Source organism: Blautia wexlerae DSM 19850, assembly GCF_025148125.1.
In the GTDB taxonomy this organism is placed as follows: Bacteria; Bacillota; Clostridia; order Lachnospirales; family Lachnospiraceae; genus Blautia_A; species Blautia_A wexlerae.
Genome location: NZ_CP102267.1, coordinates 3,563,116 through 3,581,340 on the forward strand (window position 1 = coordinate 3,563,116; position 18,225 = coordinate 3,581,340).

Annotated in this window: 17 protein-coding genes and 2 pseudogenes; 5 read left to right on the forward strand and 14 right to left on the reverse strand. The window is 42.8% G+C overall.

Annotated features, from left to right (window positions below; translation table 11 throughout):
- Positions 1-28: 28 nt before the first annotated feature.
- From NQ550_RS16590 to NQ550_RS16610, 5 genes are all read right to left on the reverse strand, one after another.
- Positions 29-721, reverse strand: coding sequence for a response regulator transcription factor (locus NQ550_RS16590; RefSeq protein ID WP_025580931.1), 693 nt, complete (start codon positions 719-721; stop codon positions 29-31).
- The gene (locus NQ550_RS16595) at positions 711-884 is read right to left on the reverse strand and encodes a hypothetical protein (RefSeq protein ID WP_005341175.1); all 174 of its coding nucleotides are present in this window, start codon (positions 882-884) and stop codon (positions 711-713) included. The genes NQ550_RS16590 and NQ550_RS16595 overlap by 11 nt, the downstream gene beginning before the upstream one ends.
- Positions 885-1,007: 123 nt before the next feature.
- Entirely contained in the window at positions 1,008-1,421 is a 414-nt protein-coding gene (locus NQ550_RS16600; protein WP_025580933.1) for a sigma factor-like helix-turn-helix DNA-binding protein, read from the reverse strand.
- 452 nt (positions 1,422-1,873) lie between these two features.
- Positions 1,874-3,085, reverse strand: coding sequence for an MFS transporter (locus NQ550_RS16605; RefSeq protein WP_025580936.1), 1,212 nt, complete (start codon positions 3,083-3,085; stop codon positions 1,874-1,876).
- A complete protein-coding gene (locus NQ550_RS16610; RefSeq protein ID WP_025580937.1) occupies positions 3,078-3,932 on the reverse strand; it encodes a GNAT family N-acetyltransferase in 855 nt (284 codons plus the stop codon). The genes NQ550_RS16605 and NQ550_RS16610 overlap by 8 nt, the downstream gene beginning before the upstream one ends.
- A gap of 259 nt (positions 3,933-4,191) precedes the next feature.
- Between NQ550_RS16610 and NQ550_RS16615 the strand changes: the two genes are divergently transcribed.
- Positions 4,192-4,548 carry a helix-turn-helix domain-containing protein gene (locus NQ550_RS16615; RefSeq protein WP_195481506.1) on the forward strand — a complete coding sequence of 119 codons (357 nt, stop codon included), beginning with the start codon at positions 4,192-4,194 and terminating at the stop codon, positions 4,546-4,548.
- 75 nt (positions 4,549-4,623) lie between these two features.
- Here NQ550_RS16615 and NQ550_RS16620 read toward each other — a convergent pair whose 3' ends face one another.
- On the reverse strand, positions 4,624-4,863 hold the full coding sequence (locus tag NQ550_RS16620; protein ID WP_025581304.1) for a hypothetical protein: 240 nt from the start codon (positions 4,861-4,863) through the stop codon (positions 4,624-4,626).
- A pseudogene (locus tag NQ550_RS16625) lies at positions 4,823-5,704 on the reverse strand (relaxase/mobilization nuclease domain-containing protein); the annotation flags it as partial. The pseudogene NQ550_RS16625 and the gene NQ550_RS16620, both read right to left, overlap by 41 nt.
- A 171-nt stretch (positions 5,705-5,875) precedes the next feature.
- Here NQ550_RS16625 and NQ550_RS16630 point away from each other — a divergent pair.
- Positions 5,876-7,288: an ATP-binding protein gene (locus NQ550_RS16630; RefSeq protein ID WP_259838125.1), complete on the forward strand. Its 1,413-nt coding sequence runs from the start codon at positions 5,876-5,878 to the stop codon at positions 7,286-7,288.
- 73 nt (positions 7,289-7,361) lie between these two features.
- On the opposite strand, the gene NQ550_RS16635 is transcribed toward NQ550_RS16630, so the two are convergent.
- From NQ550_RS16635 to NQ550_RS16655, 5 genes are all read right to left on the reverse strand, one after another.
- Entirely contained in the window at positions 7,362-7,661 is a 300-nt protein-coding gene (locus tag NQ550_RS16635; protein WP_025581090.1) for a CD1845 family protein, read from the reverse strand.
- Positions 7,658-7,960 (reverse strand): hypothetical protein, encoded by a 303-nt coding sequence (locus NQ550_RS16640; protein WP_007045794.1) that lies wholly within the window; start codon positions 7,958-7,960, stop codon positions 7,658-7,660. Before NQ550_RS16640 ends, NQ550_RS16635 begins: the two co-directional genes overlap by 4 nt.
- Positions 7,961-8,295: 335 nt before the next feature.
- Complete coding sequence (locus NQ550_RS16645; RefSeq protein WP_025581099.1) at positions 8,296-8,769, reverse strand: DUF6075 family protein; 474 nt, start codon at positions 8,767-8,769, stop codon at positions 8,296-8,298.
- 272 nt (positions 8,770-9,041) lie between these two features.
- On the reverse strand, positions 9,042-10,409 hold the full coding sequence (rlmD, locus tag NQ550_RS16650; RefSeq protein ID WP_025581100.1) for a 23S rRNA (uracil(1939)-C(5))-methyltransferase RlmD: 1,368 nt from the start codon (positions 10,407-10,409) through the stop codon (positions 9,042-9,044).
- Positions 10,410-10,475: 66 nt separating this feature from the next.
- Complete coding sequence (locus tag NQ550_RS16655; RefSeq protein ID WP_008706577.1) at positions 10,476-10,697, reverse strand: hypothetical protein; 222 nt, start codon at positions 10,695-10,697, stop codon at positions 10,476-10,478.
- A 288-nt stretch (positions 10,698-10,985) separates the two neighbouring features.
- On the opposite strand from NQ550_RS16655, the gene NQ550_RS16660 reads away from it, so the two are divergent.
- Positions 10,986-11,669, forward strand: a complete 684-nt coding sequence (locus NQ550_RS16660; protein ID WP_025581101.1) for a YjjG family noncanonical pyrimidine nucleotidase — start codon at positions 10,986-10,988, stop codon at positions 11,667-11,669.
- 133 nt (positions 11,670-11,802) lie between these two features.
- On the opposite strand, the gene pcrA is transcribed toward NQ550_RS16660, so the two are convergent.
- Together pcrA and NQ550_RS16670 are read right to left on the reverse strand one after the other, a co-directional pair.
- A complete protein-coding gene (pcrA, locus tag NQ550_RS16665; RefSeq protein WP_025581102.1) occupies positions 11,803-14,037 on the reverse strand; it encodes a DNA helicase PcrA in 2,235 nt (744 codons plus the stop codon).
- A gap of 368 nt (positions 14,038-14,405) precedes the next feature.
- Complete coding sequence (locus NQ550_RS16670) at positions 14,406-15,734, reverse strand: IS200/IS605 family element transposase accessory protein TnpB (RefSeq protein WP_055153825.1); 1,329 nt, start codon at positions 15,732-15,734, stop codon at positions 14,406-14,408.
- A 422-nt stretch (positions 15,735-16,156) separates the two neighbouring features.
- On the opposite strand from NQ550_RS16670, the pseudogene NQ550_RS16675 reads away from it, so the two are divergent.
- Both NQ550_RS16675 and NQ550_RS16680 read left to right on the forward strand, forming a co-directional pair.
- Positions 16,157-17,368: pseudogene (locus NQ550_RS16675) on the forward strand (IS110 family RNA-guided transposase).
- Positions 17,369-17,606: 238 nt separating this feature from the next.
- On the forward strand, positions 17,607-18,224 hold the full coding sequence (locus NQ550_RS16680; RefSeq protein ID WP_025578120.1) for a DUF1836 domain-containing protein: 618 nt from the start codon (positions 17,607-17,609) through the stop codon (positions 18,222-18,224).
- Position 18,225: the final 1 nt, after the last annotated feature.

Genomic DNA, 18,225 nt, shown 5'->3' on the forward strand with positions numbered 1-18,225 from the left:
TGTAAACTTCATAAGATTTCTCTAAGGATTAACCCTGCATTTTGAAACCGAGACCCCAAACCGTCTGAATATACTTTTCCTCTGGATTGACCTTGGCAAACTTCTTGCGGAGATTTCCAATGTGGACATTGATTGCATTATCGTCCCCGATAAAATTTTCATTCCACACGCTTTCAAAAATATTGTTCTTTGTGAATACCTTTGAGGGCGAGGACATCAGAAGTTGCAAAATCAGGTATTCATACCGTGTCAAAGTAATGGGGGTATTCCTGATTTTAGCCTCCATAGCTTCTGTATCAAGGGACAAATCCTTAAAGCGAAGTATTTTGCTATTGTTGGGGGTGGTAGACTTCTGAAATCGCCGGAGCACTGCTTCAATCCGCACCAGTAATTCTTGATTATCAAAAGGCTTTGTGATGTAATCATCAGCGCCATTTCTTATAAGATTCACTTTGCTGTCTATATCTGTTTTAGCGGAAACACCTATAATCGGGATGTCTATGATATTCTTTATCTTCTCTAATACTATTTCTCCTGATATTCCGGGAAGCATCAGATCAAGTAAAATCAAATCAAAACTACTTCTCTCAATCAATAAAAGCGCCTCACTTCCAGAATATGCAGATGTTGCGCAGTAGCCATGTTGAGTAAGAAGTCGTTTTGTCATGTCATTGAGCAACATATCGTCTTCTATAATTAAAATCTTGTATTCATTTTTCATCTTTTCTTCTCCTGTCATGTGGTTTCCCCGCAGTTTTAGGAATCAACCAGACACCGGCCATTTTTACAGCACCGAGAATACGATCCTCCGTGCAATAATAGTTTATCTGACGGGTGGAAATGCCCCATTTTTCACTTGCCTCTCTGAGCGTCATATAATCCATATTCATACCTCCGACAATCCTCTCTATTATATTTCATTTGTTCGAAGAATACAAGTGCGTAGATAGGGCGCAAGGCCCTGTGCCAGAAGCACTTTGAGACCTTGCCCCCCTTGTAATTCTATCCTAAAAATACTTTGCCAGTTGCTTCAGACCACGCCGGATGCTGTCACTGACACGGCTTGAGTCTACACCCTCCGCTACTGCTATCTCGCTCACACGCATACCCAGGTAATACCGGGCATAGATCCGCTTGGCCTGCTTCTCCGGCAGAGCCATCACAGCGGCATAGAGCTGCTCCCGCAGCTGCTTTTCCTCCAGAAGCATTTCCGGTGTCTGGGGCTTCATCAGGATCGCATTTTCAATGCCGTTGTCGCAGTCCAGGGAGTAGTTCGCCTTATAGCGATACATCCTCCGGTCATAGGCGGCCTCTGCACGCTCAGCGGCTCGGATCGTCTCCAGCACATCTTCAGTTACTTCTACCAAGTAATCATTTTTGTAAACATCGGGATATAAGTCCCTAAGATTGACTTTCTTCATTATGTACCTCCATTTCGATTCACGGGCGATTGATGAGCGAATCGAAAGGAGGAGGGGATCGACAGTGACATACTTCGGGAGCTTTCCCAAAAAATCGACAGCAAAAAACGCCAGCTCCCCGCAATGGGAAACTGGCGCAACAAAAATGACTATGATTCTTCTGTTTTAGTTGGAATGATAATGCCGATAGGTAGTCATACCTCCCCGGAGGAGGGGCAAGGCTTTTTTTAGTTGGTGTAACTCATGGCTATTGTGAATGACGAAAATTGACATGGCGGTATCCTCCTATATACCGCCCTCCTGATCGCATGAGCATCGTCGAAAAAGAAACGGCGGCTCTGAAATATGTTATTTCAAAACCGCCGTAAGGCCACTGTATTTTGTTTTGGCGCATAAATACCCAGCCGCCGAAACAACGGTTTTTTTTATTCCCGTTGGGCGACTTTTTTCTTTTAGATTGTTTTGAGTTCCCGACTATAATAAGCTATACCTGCAATTACAATAAGGGCTATACCTGATCCAATCATAATCCACTGCAAGGGAAGAATATCAGCCAAAGGACCAAACATAGCCATACCAATCGGTAAAAAGCCAGCATACATCGTGCCAAGTAATCCAAATACACGCCCCTGCATAGAGGTGTCCGTTTTTTCTTGTAACATAGTGGTAATTGCTGTTTGCACCATTGTTAATGCGACTCCATAACATACCATTAGGCCAAGGTAAAAAATAAAATTCTTTGAAAAGCCCATTCCGATTGCAAAAGAGCCAAACGCAAAAAGTCCAACTGCCAAAGTTTTTCCTCGGTGCTTAAAACCTCCCCATATACTCATAATAACTCCGCCTGCCATCATACCTGCGAACCCTACTACTTCCACTGCGGTAAGATACCAGTAAGTATCACCGAATACTCGCCGAACAAGAAGTCCTGCAAGATAGCCTGCTGGAACACAAAAGAAAGTGAATAGTCCGTAGATGATTAAAAGCTTTCCAATTAGTTTGTCTGCAAAAGCGTATTTGACGCCAATTTTCATGTCAGAAAAGACGCTGGCCTTCTCAATGGAAGTATTTTGTTTCGGAAGTGCCAAACAGGACAATAGGCCCGTTCCCAAGATCGCCGTTACAATGTCTATCATAAGCGTCATTCTCAATGTGCTGATTGCAAAAACTGCACCTGCCGCCGCTGGAGCCGCAAAATTAACAATAGACTGCATTGTTGCATTGATGCCGTTGTACCGCATAAGCTGATCTTCCGGGACAAGCTGTGGGATAACGGCATTGACTGCTGGAGTTTGTATTCCTGCCCCCAAGGATCGTATGACCGACATAACAAGCAAACCGCCGAGCAAAGCAGGCTCCGATGAAATATGCGGAATTGCCAATACCATTACGAAAGTGACAAATGCAATCAGCAGATCTGCGCCTATAATCAATTTTTTCCTGTGGTATCGGTCTGCCCATACGCCGCCTATAAATGAAATGAGAAATTGCGGCAGATAGGAACAGACTGTAAATGCAGCCACCCACACGCCGCTGGATGTTTGCATGGTTGCATACCAAACGAGCGCCATTTGAACAAGCGTAGAGCCAAAGAGTGTGATACATTGACTGGTTAAGAAAAGGAGTATTCTTTTCTGCCAGCCGGTGCGTTGCGTGTCATCCATGTTGTATATCCTCCTGTTTTTTAGGAGGGAGCACAAAGCGCTGCGTGGGATAGCCAAACTCTGTCAGCAATTCTTTTTCGGCAAAACCAAGTTGCAATAGCATATCTCGATGCCCTGTATCGGCCTTGTCCTGTTCTCGAAAGGTTGTTGTGCTGATTTCCTGCCCTGGAAGATATGTTTCCAATAAGGCATCCAAGAATAACTTTTGAAGTCCGCGATTTCGATATTGCGGATGTACGCCAAGAAATTCTATACTGCCTGGAGAATAGGTAAATGCCATCGCTCCAATGAGAATATCTCCCTCCCTTAGCACAAGCGCACGCTTTTCGTCAATACTTTCTTCCAGCTTAGCTAAGTAGTCATCTTCATCCATTACAGGATACCCATCAATAACAAGCCGCATTAAGTTCATCCAATCGGCAATATCTTTCTTTTCTGCTAACCGAATATCCTGTATTGTAAATTCCATAGCCGTCGTTCTTCGATGTAAAATGAACCGCAACTGCAAAGGATAAAAGCTCCGTTCTTCACGATACTCCGCAGGCGGCGATTTATACATAGCCTTAAAAGCTAATGAAAACGATTGCTGGCTCTCGTATCCGCAGATAAAAGCAATTTCGATAATAGGTTTATCCGAAAAGACCAGAAGCTTTGCCGCCTCTGTAAGCTGGCGGCGTTGCACATAATCATAAATTGTCATTCCTACGGTTTCGGTAAATAGTCGGTGTAAGTGATATTTTGAATAGTGAACAGCCTCCGCAACCGTTTCTAATTCCAGCTTTCCGTCAAGATGACTTTCGATATAGTCAATGACTGCCTCTATGCTGATGACTGATTGATTGCCCATTTATGTTCCCTCCTTTCCATCAAGCATAATAACAAAATCAAAAAAGATTGTTTTAATAATTATTGCGAATTTTGAAAATCCTCTCTAAATTCAGATGGGTCATTTATTATACTGTAATTATACTTGAAAAACAAATATTAAAAATAGTCTTTGGCTCTCGTTCTACCAAAAATCAGTATAATCATTCCTATCAACCGGCATAATAAGATTATTCCTTTGTGCAAATCGGCACGATAGAATATACTTGAGGTGAATGATTATGCCGATTGATGATTTAACTGCTTTAGGGCTAAAAATGCGAGAAGCCCGAAAGAATAAAGAGCTAACACAACAGGAGCTATCTGATCTGAGCCATGTTTCTGTAAAGCAAATCGCCAATATCGAAAAGGGAAAAATGAATCCTTCCTATTTGATTTTAAGAACATTGGCAAAGGTCCTGCACATCTCTTTAGATACACTTATAAATCCAGATGTTTCTCTGGAGGATGAGGGTGTCAATCAGATGAAAATGCTTTATTCCAGCTGTCCGCCAGAAATGCGTGACACCCTGTTGCATCACACCCAGGAAACGGTGAAAGAACTGACAGAGTTGTCCGAGAAATTTGAAACGAATTGAGCCAGTGAGTGAAATTTAACGATTCTCTCACTGGTTCTTTTCATTTTCGGAGAAAAGAGGCAAGCAATGCCTGTGTTAATACACACAGGCCCGCAGAGAAGAAAATCCCTTTGTGATTTTCCTCTCTGCTTGCTTGTTGAGGGCAGCGCCCCCAAGCCCCTTTGAACACAGAATTTCATTCTGTGGCTGCGCGGTCTCCGTTCCACTCCGGTCGGCACTAAACGGACATCCCCCGGATGTCCAGTGCCTGCGAACACTTTTGATCAGGACCAGCTTACCGCTGGCCGTGGTCTTTTTCTTTTTCTTTTTCAACATCCTGTTCTACCTCCATTTTCAGCACTCGATCTACATTTGCCTTTGCCGTTAAAAGCTCCCGCATTTCCTCACGGGAACGCCGGTACTCGGCATAGGTCTTTTTCTTTTCTTCCAGCAATTTCGCGTACTCCGTCTGCAACTCTTTGACCTTGGGAAGCTTCTTGACTCCCATCTCATCAAAGGCATTCTTAGCAGCCTGGTGGAGCAAAATTTCTTCCTCATATTCCCCCCGGAATTTCTTAGAGTAACCCGCCTTGCGGTATGCCACATAGACCTCACGGGTCTTGGCATAATTTACGATGTGAGTACGCAGAACAGCGATCTCTGCCATGCTCTTTTCAGCCGCTTTGATCTGCGCCGAAAGTTCATTGTGATGTGCCGTGGCAGCCGTAGCCTTTTCTTCCAAAACCGCATACTCCAGCAGATTGTTCTCTGACAGGTAATTCATGGTCTGCGCCATTTGTTTCAGATTAAAAACTTTAGCCCATCGCGCATAGCCAGCACCTTTTCCAGCCTGCAATTTTGCCTGAATGTCCACCAGCAGATTGACCTTCGGCGGCTCTGCCTGTGTGACTGTTTTCTTTCGCGGGGTATGTGCTTTCTTCCCTAAGAGAACTGCCCGCAAATCTTCCAATCCATATCCTTCACCCAGGCTGTCCATGCGGGCGGCTTTCTCCCAACCAGAGAGCTTCAGTCGATACGATTTTCCGCGCTTTGAGACTTCACAACCATACTCTTGCAACAGCTTCAGCAGTTCTTCAAAGTCAGCAGGACTTTGTGATAATGCGTTGTCAATCACCACACGAAGCAGCTCTCGGTGAGAGGGCTTTGCCTGATCGCCCGACTCTCTGTGCGGCCTTTGCCGACATGAAGCGGCATGATTCTTGTAGTTGCCATAAAAAGCCCTCCTCTCAAAATATTTTCTCTGAACTCTTTGTGCCTATCGTTGAAATAAACTCTTCTTATGGGTATAATATAAAGAAACTACCAATACCTCAAAGGAGGGATTTCTATGATAGAACAGCTCATTGCTGAAGCAACCGAATGTGATTTCAAAGTTGCTCTCGAAACAAAAAAGCCAAAAAGCTGGTTAAAAAGTGTCAGTGCCTTTTCCAATGGAATCGGCGGCACTCTGTTTTTCGGAGTCTCCGATGACCGGGAGCCTATCGGCTTGTCCGATGTTCAAAAGGATGCTGAAGCGATCAGCCGCTTAATCAAAAAACGTATCACACCATTACCACAGTTTATCTTAAAGCCATTGCAGGAAGATGGTAAAAACCTGTTGGCTCTGGAGGTTTCTCCTGGCCGCAGCACCCCATACTATTACAAGGCAGACGGCGTGATGGAGGCATACATCCGTGTTGGAAATGAAAGCGTAATTGCACCGGATTACATTGTGAATGAACTGATCTTAAAGGGAACCAATCAGTCCTTTGACACCTTAACAACAGAAGCTGTGAAAAAGGATTACAGCTTCACACTCCTGGAGGCAACCTATCTGGAACGAACCGGCCTCCGCTTCGAGCCATCCGATTATGTCTCCTTCGGTTTGGCTGACAAAAATGGGTTCTTGACCAATGCCGGAAAGCTCATGACCGATCAGCACACAGTTTATAACTCCCGTATGTTCTGTACCCGGTGGAATGGCTTGGAAAAAGGCTCTATCTTTGATGATGCGCTGGACGATAAGGAATACGAGGGGAATTTGATTTATTTACTGAAAAGCGGCAGTGAATTTATTCGCAATAATTCCAAAGTCCGTTTTGTCAAAGAAGCTCAGTATCGGGTAGACAAGCCGGATTATGCTGAACGAGCTGTAACAGAGGCTCTTGTCAACGCTCTCATCCATCGTGATTATATTGTGCTTGGCAGCGAAGTCCACATTGATATGTTTGATGATCGGGTGGAAATCACATCTCCGGGCGGTATGTTTGGCGGCGGCTCAATTCAGGAATACGATATTTACAGTATTCGTTCGATGCGACGAAACCCTGTGATTGCTGATTTGTTCCACCGCATGAAGTACATGGAACGCCGTGGAAGTGGCCTGCGCAAAATCGTCAGTGAAACCGAAAAGCTGCCTGGATACACAGAGGCATATAAGCCCGAATTTTCCTCAACAGCGACAGATTTCAGAGTCATCTTGAAAAATGTAAACTACAACTTAGAGGGTGACGCCCACCAAGTTATCCACCAAGTTACCCACCAAGTTATTGAACTATCAACGGTGTCCAAACAGATTTTGGCTTTTTGCACAACACCAAAATCCAAGAAAGAGCTTGCAGTATTTTGTGGCTTCAAAGATTTAAGAAACTTCACTTTGAAGCATATCAATCCGCTTTTAGAATCCGGGCAATTAGAAATGACTATTCCCGATAAACCTAAAAGTCGCAATCAAAAATATATTACAGTTCGTTCCGAATAAACAGAGAAGCAGGGCATTGGGTCTCATCTCCCATTGTCCTGCTTCTTTTCATTCCAGATTATATTCACATCATTTACCCATACATCCAATCCTGGATCGCAAATTTCAAACTCTGCACCTTTCCCAGCAGCCAGATCTCAGCCAGCGGCAGCCCCATCGGGCTAATCAAAAATGCCATAACCAGCAAAATCACACCATTCTGCGGGGAATAGGTAATCAGCACAGCCACGCCAAGCAGAGCAATTACCGTGCTTAGTAGACCAAGCACCAGACCGGATATGTAGATCAGCCCCGTGCAGAGCCAGACAAAAAGCGTCAACACCAAAACGACCGGTGCAGTTACGATCATCAGCAGACATTTCAAAATCTTCATTCCTGTTCCTCCTTCCAACGCTCCAGATGCCGTTTGCACAGGGCATCCGCTTCTCTCTCATCATCTTCCGTCACTTCCCGTTTTCCTTTGGTCAGTTCAATCTCCAGATAAGTCCGGTAATCATCGGCTAAGAGGTCGAACAGTTCCTTGGGAGTATGGCACACCTCGCCAGAGCAATAGTGAAAATCTTGATCAAATTCAACTCTTACACATCCATGGCGGCTGATATAAACTTCTATGGTCTCGTCTGCGGTCAGATAATCCGCAAAAATCTCCAGCACCTTTTCAAAGGTCAGCATCTGTTTTCACTCCTTTGCTACGCTTCTTATTCTACTCATATTATCCGGTGCGGACAGGCAAAAGACAAGGATACAGACAAAAAGAAAAAGCGGAGGAAGGTGCGGCGAAGAAACGCCGTTCCTCCCTCCGCAAATGGAGTATCTATCCCTGTTATGAAAGTTTGGAGAGTTCACGTTGCTTTTCTGTACTTCCGCATAAGCTCTATAATATTTGTTTGTCCTTTTATTGCTATAAAGCTCTGATATCTCCAGAACTTCTACTTTTGGATGACGCTGTAAGATTTTCTGAAACCACACAATGTCATTCTTCGTTCCCATCAATCTGACTTTTAACATTAGTCAGCTCCTCCAAATAAGGCATACAGTTCCCGGTTATAAGTCGCATACTCCGGATAGCGGATCTGTATCGCCGGCCAAAAGAAAGGTGCATAGGCACAGCAAAACAAGTCCTCCACTGTATACTGCCTGCACTCGTTTACCTGTTCCTCTGTTTTTGCGTAATCATCTACACTCGGTGTGCCGTTGCAATACAGGTTAAATGCCATTCGCACCACCTTCATACTGCCACTGGTCTGCCAGCCTTCATGCAGACACTCAGTTTTTACACATCCCGTCTTAAAATCATAGATGCTATCAACATTTCTTCTTGTATCATCGCTGATACCAAGGCAATAGCAAAGTGCCTTGTGGTACACATCCTGATAGCGTACCTCTTTTAATTTTTCATAGTAGAATTTTTCATGTGCTTCGCTGATAAAATTGATTGTCTGTTCCTTTTTGTTTTCTGCTCCTAACGCTGTGTTGTTCATAGTGAACCTCCTTTTAAATTGAATTGAAAAAGGCACTCCTAATGGAATGCCCTAATATAAAAAATAGGGACACTCTTTCAAGTATCCCTACGTTCTATCAATATATCTGATAGTTCTCTATTTACTTTCATATTCAGAATTCTTTGTATTCCCACAACCGAGGTCTAACGCTACAACAACAGTCACCTTCCTCACAAGCTCTTTTTCCTTGTGATTTTCAGCAATCCTGTTGAAGCTAAAAAACTCTGCAAAGTGCGTAAATTCAAGGATTTCTACATATTCTTCCTTTGTAGCAACACCACAGTCTCCACATGAACAGTCTGACAAAATTGATCAACGCAGCAGGCTTTTTCCAGCTTATACCCTGCCGCCAGAAATGCTGGAAGATCTCTTGCCAGGCTGGTCGCTTTGCAGGAAATATATACAATATGGTCTACCCCATAAGAAAGAATCTTCGGCAATGCTTTGGGATGGATTCCATCTCTTGGCGGATCCAGAATTACCACATCCGGTTTCTCCGTCAGATCATCCAGAACTTTAAGGACATCTCCTGCAATAAATTTACAATTACTCAGGTTATTCAGTGCTGCATTCTGTTTTGCAGCTTCTACTGCCTCTTCCACAATTTCCACGCCTATCACTTCGTCCGCTACGGAGGCTGCAAGCTGGGCGATCGTTCCGGTTCCGCTGTAAAGGTCGAACACTACTTTATCCTTCGTATCTCCGATATACTCACGTACAATAGAATAAAGCACTTCCGCAGCCAGTGAATTAGGCTGGAAAAATGAAAATGTACTGATCTTAAATCGCAGTCCCAGAAGCGTTTCATAAAAGAAATCCTGACCGTAAAGGATACGTGTCTCATCACTCTGCACCACATCAGAAAGAGAATCATTGATAATATGCATGATTCCCACAATTTTACCCTCCAGCGGAAGTGCAAGAAGTTCTTCTTTCAGAGATTCCAGATCATGTTCTTCCTGACTGGTGGTAATCACATGGACCAGAATCTCTCCTGTAGTCACACCGCGGCGGAGAAGCAGATGGCGCAGATATCCTGTATGCTGCATCTTTTTATAATAGGAAACGTTTCGTTTCAGGAAGTATTCATGCACACAAGTCAGGATTTTCGTCATATCTTCATGAACCAGTTGACAGTCATCTGCTGTAAGAACATCATAGGTACTGCCTTTTTTGTGCAGACCCAGCGTCAACGGACCATCCTTATATGCATCACCAAAGGAGAATTCCATTTTATTTCGATATCTGAATTCAATGGGACTTCCATGAATTCCCTCCCACTGGTAATCAGTGCCGTTCAATGCACCATCCAACAGTTCACGAACCTGACATTCTTTCATTTTGAGCTGGTTTTCATAGGACATGGTCTGATACATGCATCCTCCACATTCCGGAAAAATGCTGCAGACCGGTTCTCTTGTTTCAAGCGGAGACTTCTCCAATACTTCCAGAAGTCTTCCCTCTGCACGTCCGGAACGCTTCTTATTGATCATAAAACGGACTTTCTGTCCGGGCATTCCGTTCTTTACGGTAACTTTTTGTCCGTCTGTTATCACAATTCCCTTATTGGGAAAATCTACTTTCTCAATCACGCCTTCATAAATTTCGCCTTTTTTCATATAACCTCCATAAAAATAGCCCCGGTATAAGCCGGAGCTATTCTTTCATTTTCATATTACAGGTAATTATTCTTCTTCATCTTCGAAATAATCGTCGAAGTCATCGTCAAAATCCTCTTCAAAATCTTCCAGATAATCCGGAGCAAAGAAATGATATACAGCAAATGCGATACCTGCTACTGCTGCAACTGCGCCAATGATTGCCAGTACCCAGAGGACTGTATTTTTTTCTTTCTCTTCTTCTTTTCTGTTTAATGCTGATAATAATTCTTCAATTTTGATATTCATAATCGCACCATCCTCTCAATAATTCATCAGCTGACACTTAACACTTCTGCCGTCTGCTGTTTAATGAAATTATTATAACACTTTCTCTGTAATTTTACCATAAGATATCTGCATTTATTCTATACTTTTGTTAGTTTCTTTATTATAATGATATCAGGGGGTTACTATTCACACAATCCCGAGACATACAAGCCAAAATTCCATTGCCACAGGCAATCTGGAATGAATTTTGCCCCTGACTTAAAAATATGCCGACAGCAACGATCTGATAAGAGAGGATAAATACTTATGGTAGAAACACTTTTTTTTGATCTTGATAATACATTACTTGATTTTAACCGGGCAGAAAGAGCAGCTATCGCAAAAACTCTGAAAAGTTTTCACATTGCTCCCGAGCCTTCAGTTCTGAAGCGTTACAGTGAGCTCAACCTCGCCCAGTGGAAGCTTCTTGAACAGGGCAAGATCACCAGAGACCAGGTAAAGCTTCGGAGATTCCGGCTTCTTTTTGCAGAGCTGAATGTGGATGTACCTGCAAAAGAAGCTGCACATACCTATGAAACTCTTCTGGCCCAGGGACACTATTTCATAGATGGTGCAGAAGAATTGCTCGAAACTCTTTACGGTCAATACCGGATGTATCTGGTTACAAACGGTACCTTAAGTGTCCAGAAGGGACGGCTTAAAAGTTCCGGAATTTCCCGTTACTTTGAGAGTATTTTTATCTCCGAAGAACTGGGATACAATAAACCGGGCAGGGAATACTTTGACTGCTGCTTCTCCAGAATCCCTGATTTCCATAAGGAAACAGCAGTAATCATCGGGGACAGCCTGACCTCTGATATCCAGGGCGGCATCAATGCCGGAATCCGCACGATCTGGTTTAATCCCAGCCATGAGAAGACTTCAGAAATCATCCCTGATCATGAATTTGACAGTCTTATGAAACTTCCTGAACTCCTGTCTCATATATAAAGCGGATAAAATCGTTCGCCTTACTGCTTATTGCTTTTCGCAGCCTCCGCAGGTGACTTAAGTCACCTGCCCCAATCGCCCGGTTAACAGACGGCAGGCGTGACTTGCCTGCATCATCCTGATTCTGAAATTATTATAGTTTTTTCAGCTTTGCAAATCCTGCGAACATTTTCTTTATTCCCACTTTGTCAAAATCAACAGTGACTTCATAATCTCTTCCGCCGTCTACAATGTCTTTAACAATTCCTACACCAAATTTAATGTGGCGGACAGTGTCTCCCACTTCGTAATCCAGTGCAGCAGCCTTCGTCACCTTAAATTCTCTGGGCTTGAATGTTTTCGTCTCAAAAGCCATTTTCATTTTTGCAAGGTTTCTGTCTGCCTGAATCATCTCTTCAATCTTTTTCTTCTTTTCCTGAGCTTCCTGTCCCAGATCCACAAGCTCCCGCGGAATTTCACGTACAAATCTGGATACTTTATTATACTGTACTTCTCCCCGGAGCATCCGCTGTCTGACACTTGTCAGCGTCAAATCCTCCATAGCTCTTGTGATACCCACATAACAGAGCCTTCTCTCTTCTTCCAGATCAGATCTGTCATCTGATATAATGGACATATAAGACGGAAACATCCCATCTTCCATTCCTGCGAGAAATACTCTCGGAAACTCCAGACCTTTGGCACTATGTAGTGTCATAAGAAGCACATAATCCTGATCCGGATCCACGCTGTCAATGTCTGCGATCAGTGCAATCTCCTCGAGAAAACCTGAAAGTGTGGCAGTCTGTCCCTGTTCTTCCATTGCTTCCTGATAGGATTCTGTCTTGGAAATAAGTTCATCAATATTCTCGATTCTTGCCTTCGATTCATCTGTATCTTCAGCCTGCAGCTCTGCCACATATCCGGTAAGTTCAATCACTTCTTCCAGAAGTTCACGTACTGTATAGGACTCTGCCTTGCTCTTTAAACTCTGGATAAAGGTTACAAACCCATCAATCTTTGAAAGACTTCTTCCGATAGACGGAACTTCCTCTGCCACACGCAAGGCATCATAGAAACTCACACTCATTTTATCCGCATAATCCTGTATTCTGCCAAGAGTTGTGGCTCCGATTCCACGCTTCGGTACATTGATGATACGGCGGACTGCCAGATCATCTCTGGAATTGTCAATTGTCTTCAGATAACATAACAGGTCTTTGATTTCTTTACGCGCATAGAAATTCACACCGCCTACAATCTTGTAAGGGATATTCGCAAGAAGACACTTCTCTTCAAAGAGTCGTGACTGTGCATTGGTCCTGTACAGAACTGCACAGTCTTTATACTTCGCACCATTCTCTCTGTGAACTCTGGAAATCTCACCTACCACATACTCTGCTTCCTCATATCCGTTCATGAACTGGCGGAAATGGATTCGTTCCCCCTCCGAATTCTCAGTCCAGAGTGTTTTTGATTTACGTGAGGTATTGTTTGCGATCACCGCATTGGCTGCATTCAGAATATTCTTTGTGGAACGGTAATTCTGTTCCAGACGGATAACTTTTGCATCTGGAAAAACATGCTCAAACCCAAGAATATTTCCAATATTTGCACCGCGGAATTTATAGATAGACTGGTCATCATCACCGACTACACAGAGGTTTTCATATTTAGAGGCCAACAGGCTTATAAATTTAAACTGTGCAGTATTGGTATCCTGATACTCATCCACCATGATATATCTGAAACGTTCCTGATAATTTTCCAGAACATCTCCGCAGTTCTGAAAAAGCTCTACGGTCTTTACGATCAGATCATCAAAATCCAGCGCATTATTTCTGCGCAAAGCAGCCTGATATTCCCGATATACCTCAGCAACCTTCTTTTTAACAAAGTCCCCACCTGCATTCAGTTCCATCTCATCCGGTGTGATCAGTTCATCTTTTGCATGGGAAATCTGTGCCAGAAGAGAACGTTCCTTTGTTTTCTTGGTGTCAATATTCAGTTTTCTGCATACTTCTTTCATCAGAGTTTTCTGATCTTCTGTGTCATAAATAGCAAATCTGGTATCATATCCAAGACGATCAATATAACGACGCAGAATACGCACACAGGTAGAATGGAATGTGGAAACCCATACGCTCTCGGAACCAAATCCCACTATTTTATCTACACGTTCTCTCATCTCACTGGCTGCTTTATTTGTAAATGTGATAGCCAGAATGTTCCAGGGATTGATTCCCTTTTTATCTATCAGGTAAGCAATGCGGTGGGTAAGTACTCTTGTCTTTCCCGAACCCGCTCCCGCAAGGATCAGCAGTGGACCTTCTGTATGGTAAACCGCTTCCTGCTGCTGAGGATTTAATGTACTATAAATATCGCTCATATTTTCTCCTGTCTTCTTCCTGTACGGTACATTATTTTACAAACAACCATGCTGATCAACAAGTTGATTTCTGCAACAATCTTTCAGATTCAAAATATGTACCGGTTACCGTTTACATCTCTCGAAATATTTTTTGTGCCTGAACAGGCATATATCTTTATGATTATACACAAAAATCTGTTCGCCTACAACTGATTCCTGTAAAGTAAACCTCACATGACTAAAGTCACGTGCTTCCAGACGCTTTAGGCGTCAGACTGAATATCGGCGGATACGCCTGTAATTTAGGTGCGCAGTTATGCGCATTTCCCATGCCGGATATGGCTGGTTCCCACATTACAGGTAGTCCGTTGTATATCTGCCTGTATCTATGCTGCTTTTAAGAGTTCCATTTCTGAATGGAGTTTTCTCAGATCCGCATAGACACATGAGGTTCTACGCTTTACAGGAGGGACTTTTGCCTCCAGTAAAGACCTTTCCGTTGCCGGAAGGGGTTTTAAAAGTTCTCTGACAAAATATCTCGCTCCTATATTATAGGATGCTGACAGGTCACAATTATATCGTTTTCCTGTCTGGAAAGTACAGAGGCTGTGATTTTCCCAGTCGCGTATTACCGCCCCGGAACCATCATAAGCCAGCCTGCTGGTATTCCATGCGCAGATCCTGGATACCCGCATCCCTTTCCTGTGTGCCTGATGTCCACAGCGCCTCTGGATATCCCGCTTTCTCCACAGGTGCAGTTTCTGTTTTTTCTTTCCCGATATCTTCCCCTGCATCTCCAGATACTCAAACACGATCACATCTGCATGGTTTTCTTCCGCATATCTTACAATCGCACCTGCAATCTTTTTGCCCAGTTCTGTATTCAGACGTTTCGTATATGCCCATCTTCCCTGTGTCTGCGCAGAACCATGTTCCCTCTGGGATCTGCGGATCCGTCTCAGTGTGCGGTACATCCGGTCTTTTTCACTGGGATGATCTATGAATTTTCTTCCCAGGACAGTTCCGTCTGCCTGCATGATGGTACAGACTGCATCGGTATTGATCCCTAAGTCCACGCTGCAGATGATCTGTTCTTTCACAGGTGTTTTGGTAAGTGTTACTTCCTCTTTATAGGAAAAACGCAAAAAGTACTTCCGGTGTCTCTTTTCCAGAGTCGGGGCAGATGCCTTTTTTCCTGACCAGCATTTTCTCAGATATTCCATATCCGTATGCTCCAGACGTACACAGAACCATTTCCAGTCATGGCCGTCATAGAGTTTCAGGTATGCTTCGTCTTTCCCTTCCGCTCCTTCACGGTACATGACATCACGGTAGAAGACCGGCATGGCGTGGTTTTCATATACAAGCTTTGGTTTCCCGCTCTTTCTGTCTGTCTTTTCCCATAGATCCAGCCGTGTTTTATAAGAGGATACTGTCCCCAGTGCATGCCGGATGGCAGATCTGCGCAGATAGGAAGGCATCTTTGAGAATCGGATATCAAAATCAAAACAGGCATGGTTTTTCTTCGTAGTATGTACCAGATGTTCTGCAGCATTAAAACGCCTCTTTGCATCCGGGATTTCTGCTAATTTTTCCCATACCTGCACATAAATTCCAATCAGATAACTGACAGCAGAACGGTAGATCTCCAGTGTCTGGCGGATCGGGATATTCTGTTTTCGTAATTCTACACCATAACTGGATATTATCTGCATTTTTATTTCTCCCTGATAACTCTTTTCTCAGATTCTGTTGTTTTATTTTTTCTATTACCCATGTCTATATTTTAGCACATATAGTGCCAGAAGTAAACATGCGTTCTTTCTTTGAGTAAAAAATTTGCCCGTCTAACTCATCACTACTACAATATATTTATGGGTAATCCCCTTACTTCCAGTAAGGATTTATCCATCTCATTACTTAAACTGTTAGAATGTAGGATGCAATGGTATATCGACTTCATCACTTGGACCTCGCGTCCGTACTTTAGACTGATAACCGGCTCCTCATTCACAGTGCTCGTTTTATGCAGGTTGAATCACATTAGGTGCATTCGTGTCACACACAGTAGTTTGAACAGGTAATGAGTAAAACTGGTATTTATCCATTGTAATATTTTTTAAGGAGTGATAAATTTATGAACGCAGTAGGTATCGATGTTTCAAAAGGTAAAAGTATGGTTACAATTCTGAGACCATTTGGGGAGATTGTATCCTCTCCTTTTGAGATTAAGCACACATCCAGTGATATCCATTCACTTATTAAACTTATTCATTCTATCGAAGGTGAATCCCGGGTTGTAATGGAACATACCGGCCGCTACTACGAAGCACTTGCTCACCAGCTTTCAGCAGCAGATCTCTTTGTCAGTGCTGTTAATCCCAAGTTGGTCAAAGATTTTAATAACGATTCTCTTCGCAAGATCAAGTCCGACAAAGCTGATTCTGTCAAGATTGCCCGCTACGCTCTTGACAAATGGCAAAGTCTTGAACCGTATAGTATTACAGATGAATTACGCGCTCAGCTAAAGGTCATGAATCGTCAGTTCCATTTCTATGTGAAACAAAAAACGGCTATGAAAAATAATCTTATTGGCCTCATTGACCAGACCTATCCAAATGCAAATACTTATTTCAATAGTCCCACCCGCAGTGATGGTTCCCAGAAATGAGTTGATTTTGTCTCTACATACTGGCATGTAGATTGCATTCGTAAAATGTCTCTAAACGCTTTTGTTGAACATTATCAGAACTGGTGCAAGCGCAAAAAATATGCCTTCAATAAATCAAAAGCGGAAGAAATTTACACCAAAACAAAGGAACTTGTTCCAGTATTTCCTAAGAATGAAATAACCAAACATATCATCAGATAAGCTATCGATCAGCTCAACAGTACTTCCGTTACTGTCGAAACAATACGCACTCTCATGAACGAGACTGCCTCAAAGCTTCCTGAATACTCAATTGTCATGCAGTTTAAAGGGATTGGTCCATCTCTCGGTCCACAGCTTATGGCTGAGATCGGTGATGTAACCAGATTCACGCATAAAGGAGCCCTTACTGCATTCGCCGGAGTTGATCCTGGGGTAAACGAATCTGGTTCCTATGCACAAAAAAGCGTCCCAACATCCAAACGTGGATCTTCACATTTAAGAAAGACTCTTTTTCAAGTAATGGATGTTCTTATCAAAACCATGCCTCAGGATGATCCTGTATATCAATTCACGGACAGAAAACGCACCCAGGGTAAGCCTTACTATGTTTATATGACTGCAGGTGCTAATAAATTTCTCAGAATATACTATGGACGAGTGAAAGAATATCTTTCTGTTCTTCCTGATCCAAGCTAATTCAAAACTTTTACTTTCAGACCAGCACTGGTTGTGGTGGCCTTATTTTAATGCCTAATTTTTAACCTGTAAAGTTTTTTAACTTTCTTCAATTTTAGTATTGACTTTTTATTTGCAGGCTAAAGTAACGAGAATGCGACGCGCAGTTATTCAAGCGGATATAAATTCTGTAATGAGTAAAAAAAACATTTACAAGTAGTATTTAAAACTATATAATAAGGAACAGAGGTGATAAAAGATGACAATCGATGATAAAGACATGATAAACAGCATTCTGGAAAGTGTATCCAGGATTGACTATATTAAACCGGAAGACATCCCAAATATTGATTTATATATGGATCAGGTAACAACCTTTATGGAAGAACAGCTCGTTTCTTCCAAACGTTACGCAGACGACAAGATTCTCACCAAGACTATGATCAACAATTATGCAAAGAATAAGCTCCTTCCCCCGCCTGAGAAGAAACGTTATTCCAAAGAACATGTGCTGATGCTGATTTTTATTTACTATTTCAAGAATATTCTTTCCATCAATGATATCCAGACTCTGCTCACACCGATCACGCAGAAATATTTTAAATCCATGACTGAGAAAGATATGACTTATATTTATAATGAAGTTTTCAGCATGGAAAAGGAACAGATTGAATCCCTGAAAAAAGACCTTCTGCGCAAATACAAAACAGCACAGGATACTTTCGGGGACGCAGATGAAGAAGATCAGGCGAACCTGAAAAGATTTTCCTTTATCTGTCTGTTAAGCTTTGATGTTTATGTAAAAAAGATGATGATTGAGCATATAATCGACGGGATGAATCCGGAACCGGAGCATAATTCCAAAAAGAAAAAATAAT

Excerpts from the sequence above, each read along its gene's own strand:
- NQ550_RS16590 (WP_025580931.1), bottom strand. The coding sequence starts at position 721 with ATGAAAAATGAATACAAGATTTTAATTATAGAAGACGATATGTTGCTC.
- NQ550_RS16595 (WP_005341175.1), bottom strand. The coding sequence starts at position 884 with ATGGATTATATGACGCTCAGAGAGGCAAGTGAAAAATGGGGCATTTCC.
- NQ550_RS16600 (WP_025580933.1), bottom strand. The coding sequence starts at position 1,421 with ATGAAGAAAGTCAATCTTAGGGACTTATATCCCGATGTTTACAAAAAT.
- NQ550_RS16605 (WP_025580936.1), bottom strand. The coding sequence starts at position 3,085 with ATGGATGACACGCAACGCACCGGCTGGCAGAAAAGAATACTCCTTTTC.
- NQ550_RS16610 (WP_025580937.1), bottom strand. The coding sequence starts at position 3,932 with ATGGGCAATCAATCAGTCATCAGCATAGAGGCAGTCATTGACTATATC.
- NQ550_RS16615 (WP_195481506.1), top strand. The coding sequence starts at position 4,192 with ATGCCGATTGATGATTTAACTGCTTTAGGGCTAAAAATGCGAGAAGCC.
- NQ550_RS16620 (WP_025581304.1), bottom strand. The coding sequence starts at position 4,863 with ATGTTGAAAAAGAAAAAGAAAAAGACCACGGCCAGCGGTAAGCTGGTC.
- NQ550_RS16630 (WP_259838125.1), top strand. The coding sequence starts at position 5,876 with ATGATAGAACAGCTCATTGCTGAAGCAACCGAATGTGATTTCAAAGTT.
- NQ550_RS16635 (WP_025581090.1), bottom strand. The coding sequence starts at position 7,661 with ATGAAGATTTTGAAATGTCTGCTGATGATCGTAACTGCACCGGTCGTT.
- NQ550_RS16640 (WP_007045794.1), bottom strand. The coding sequence starts at position 7,960 with ATGCTGACCTTTGAAAAGGTGCTGGAGATTTTTGCGGATTATCTGACC.
- NQ550_RS16645 (WP_025581099.1), bottom strand. The coding sequence starts at position 8,769 with ATGAACAACACAGCGTTAGGAGCAGAAAACAAAAAGGAACAGACAATC.
- rlmD (WP_025581100.1), bottom strand. The coding sequence starts at position 10,409 with ATGAAAAAAGGCGAAATTTATGAAGGCGTGATTGAGAAAGTAGATTTT.
- NQ550_RS16655 (WP_008706577.1), bottom strand. The coding sequence starts at position 10,697 with ATGAATATCAAAATTGAAGAATTATTATCAGCATTAAACAGAAAAGAA.
- NQ550_RS16660 (WP_025581101.1), top strand. The coding sequence starts at position 10,986 with ATGGTAGAAACACTTTTTTTTGATCTTGATAATACATTACTTGATTTT.
- pcrA (WP_025581102.1), bottom strand. The coding sequence starts at position 14,037 with ATGAGCGATATTTATAGTACATTAAATCCTCAGCAGCAGGAAGCGGTT.
- NQ550_RS16670 (WP_055153825.1), bottom strand. The coding sequence starts at position 15,734 with ATGCAGATAATATCCAGTTATGGTGTAGAATTACGAAAACAGAATATC.
- NQ550_RS16680 (WP_025578120.1), top strand. The coding sequence starts at position 17,607 with ATGACAATCGATGATAAAGACATGATAAACAGCATTCTGGAAAGTGTA.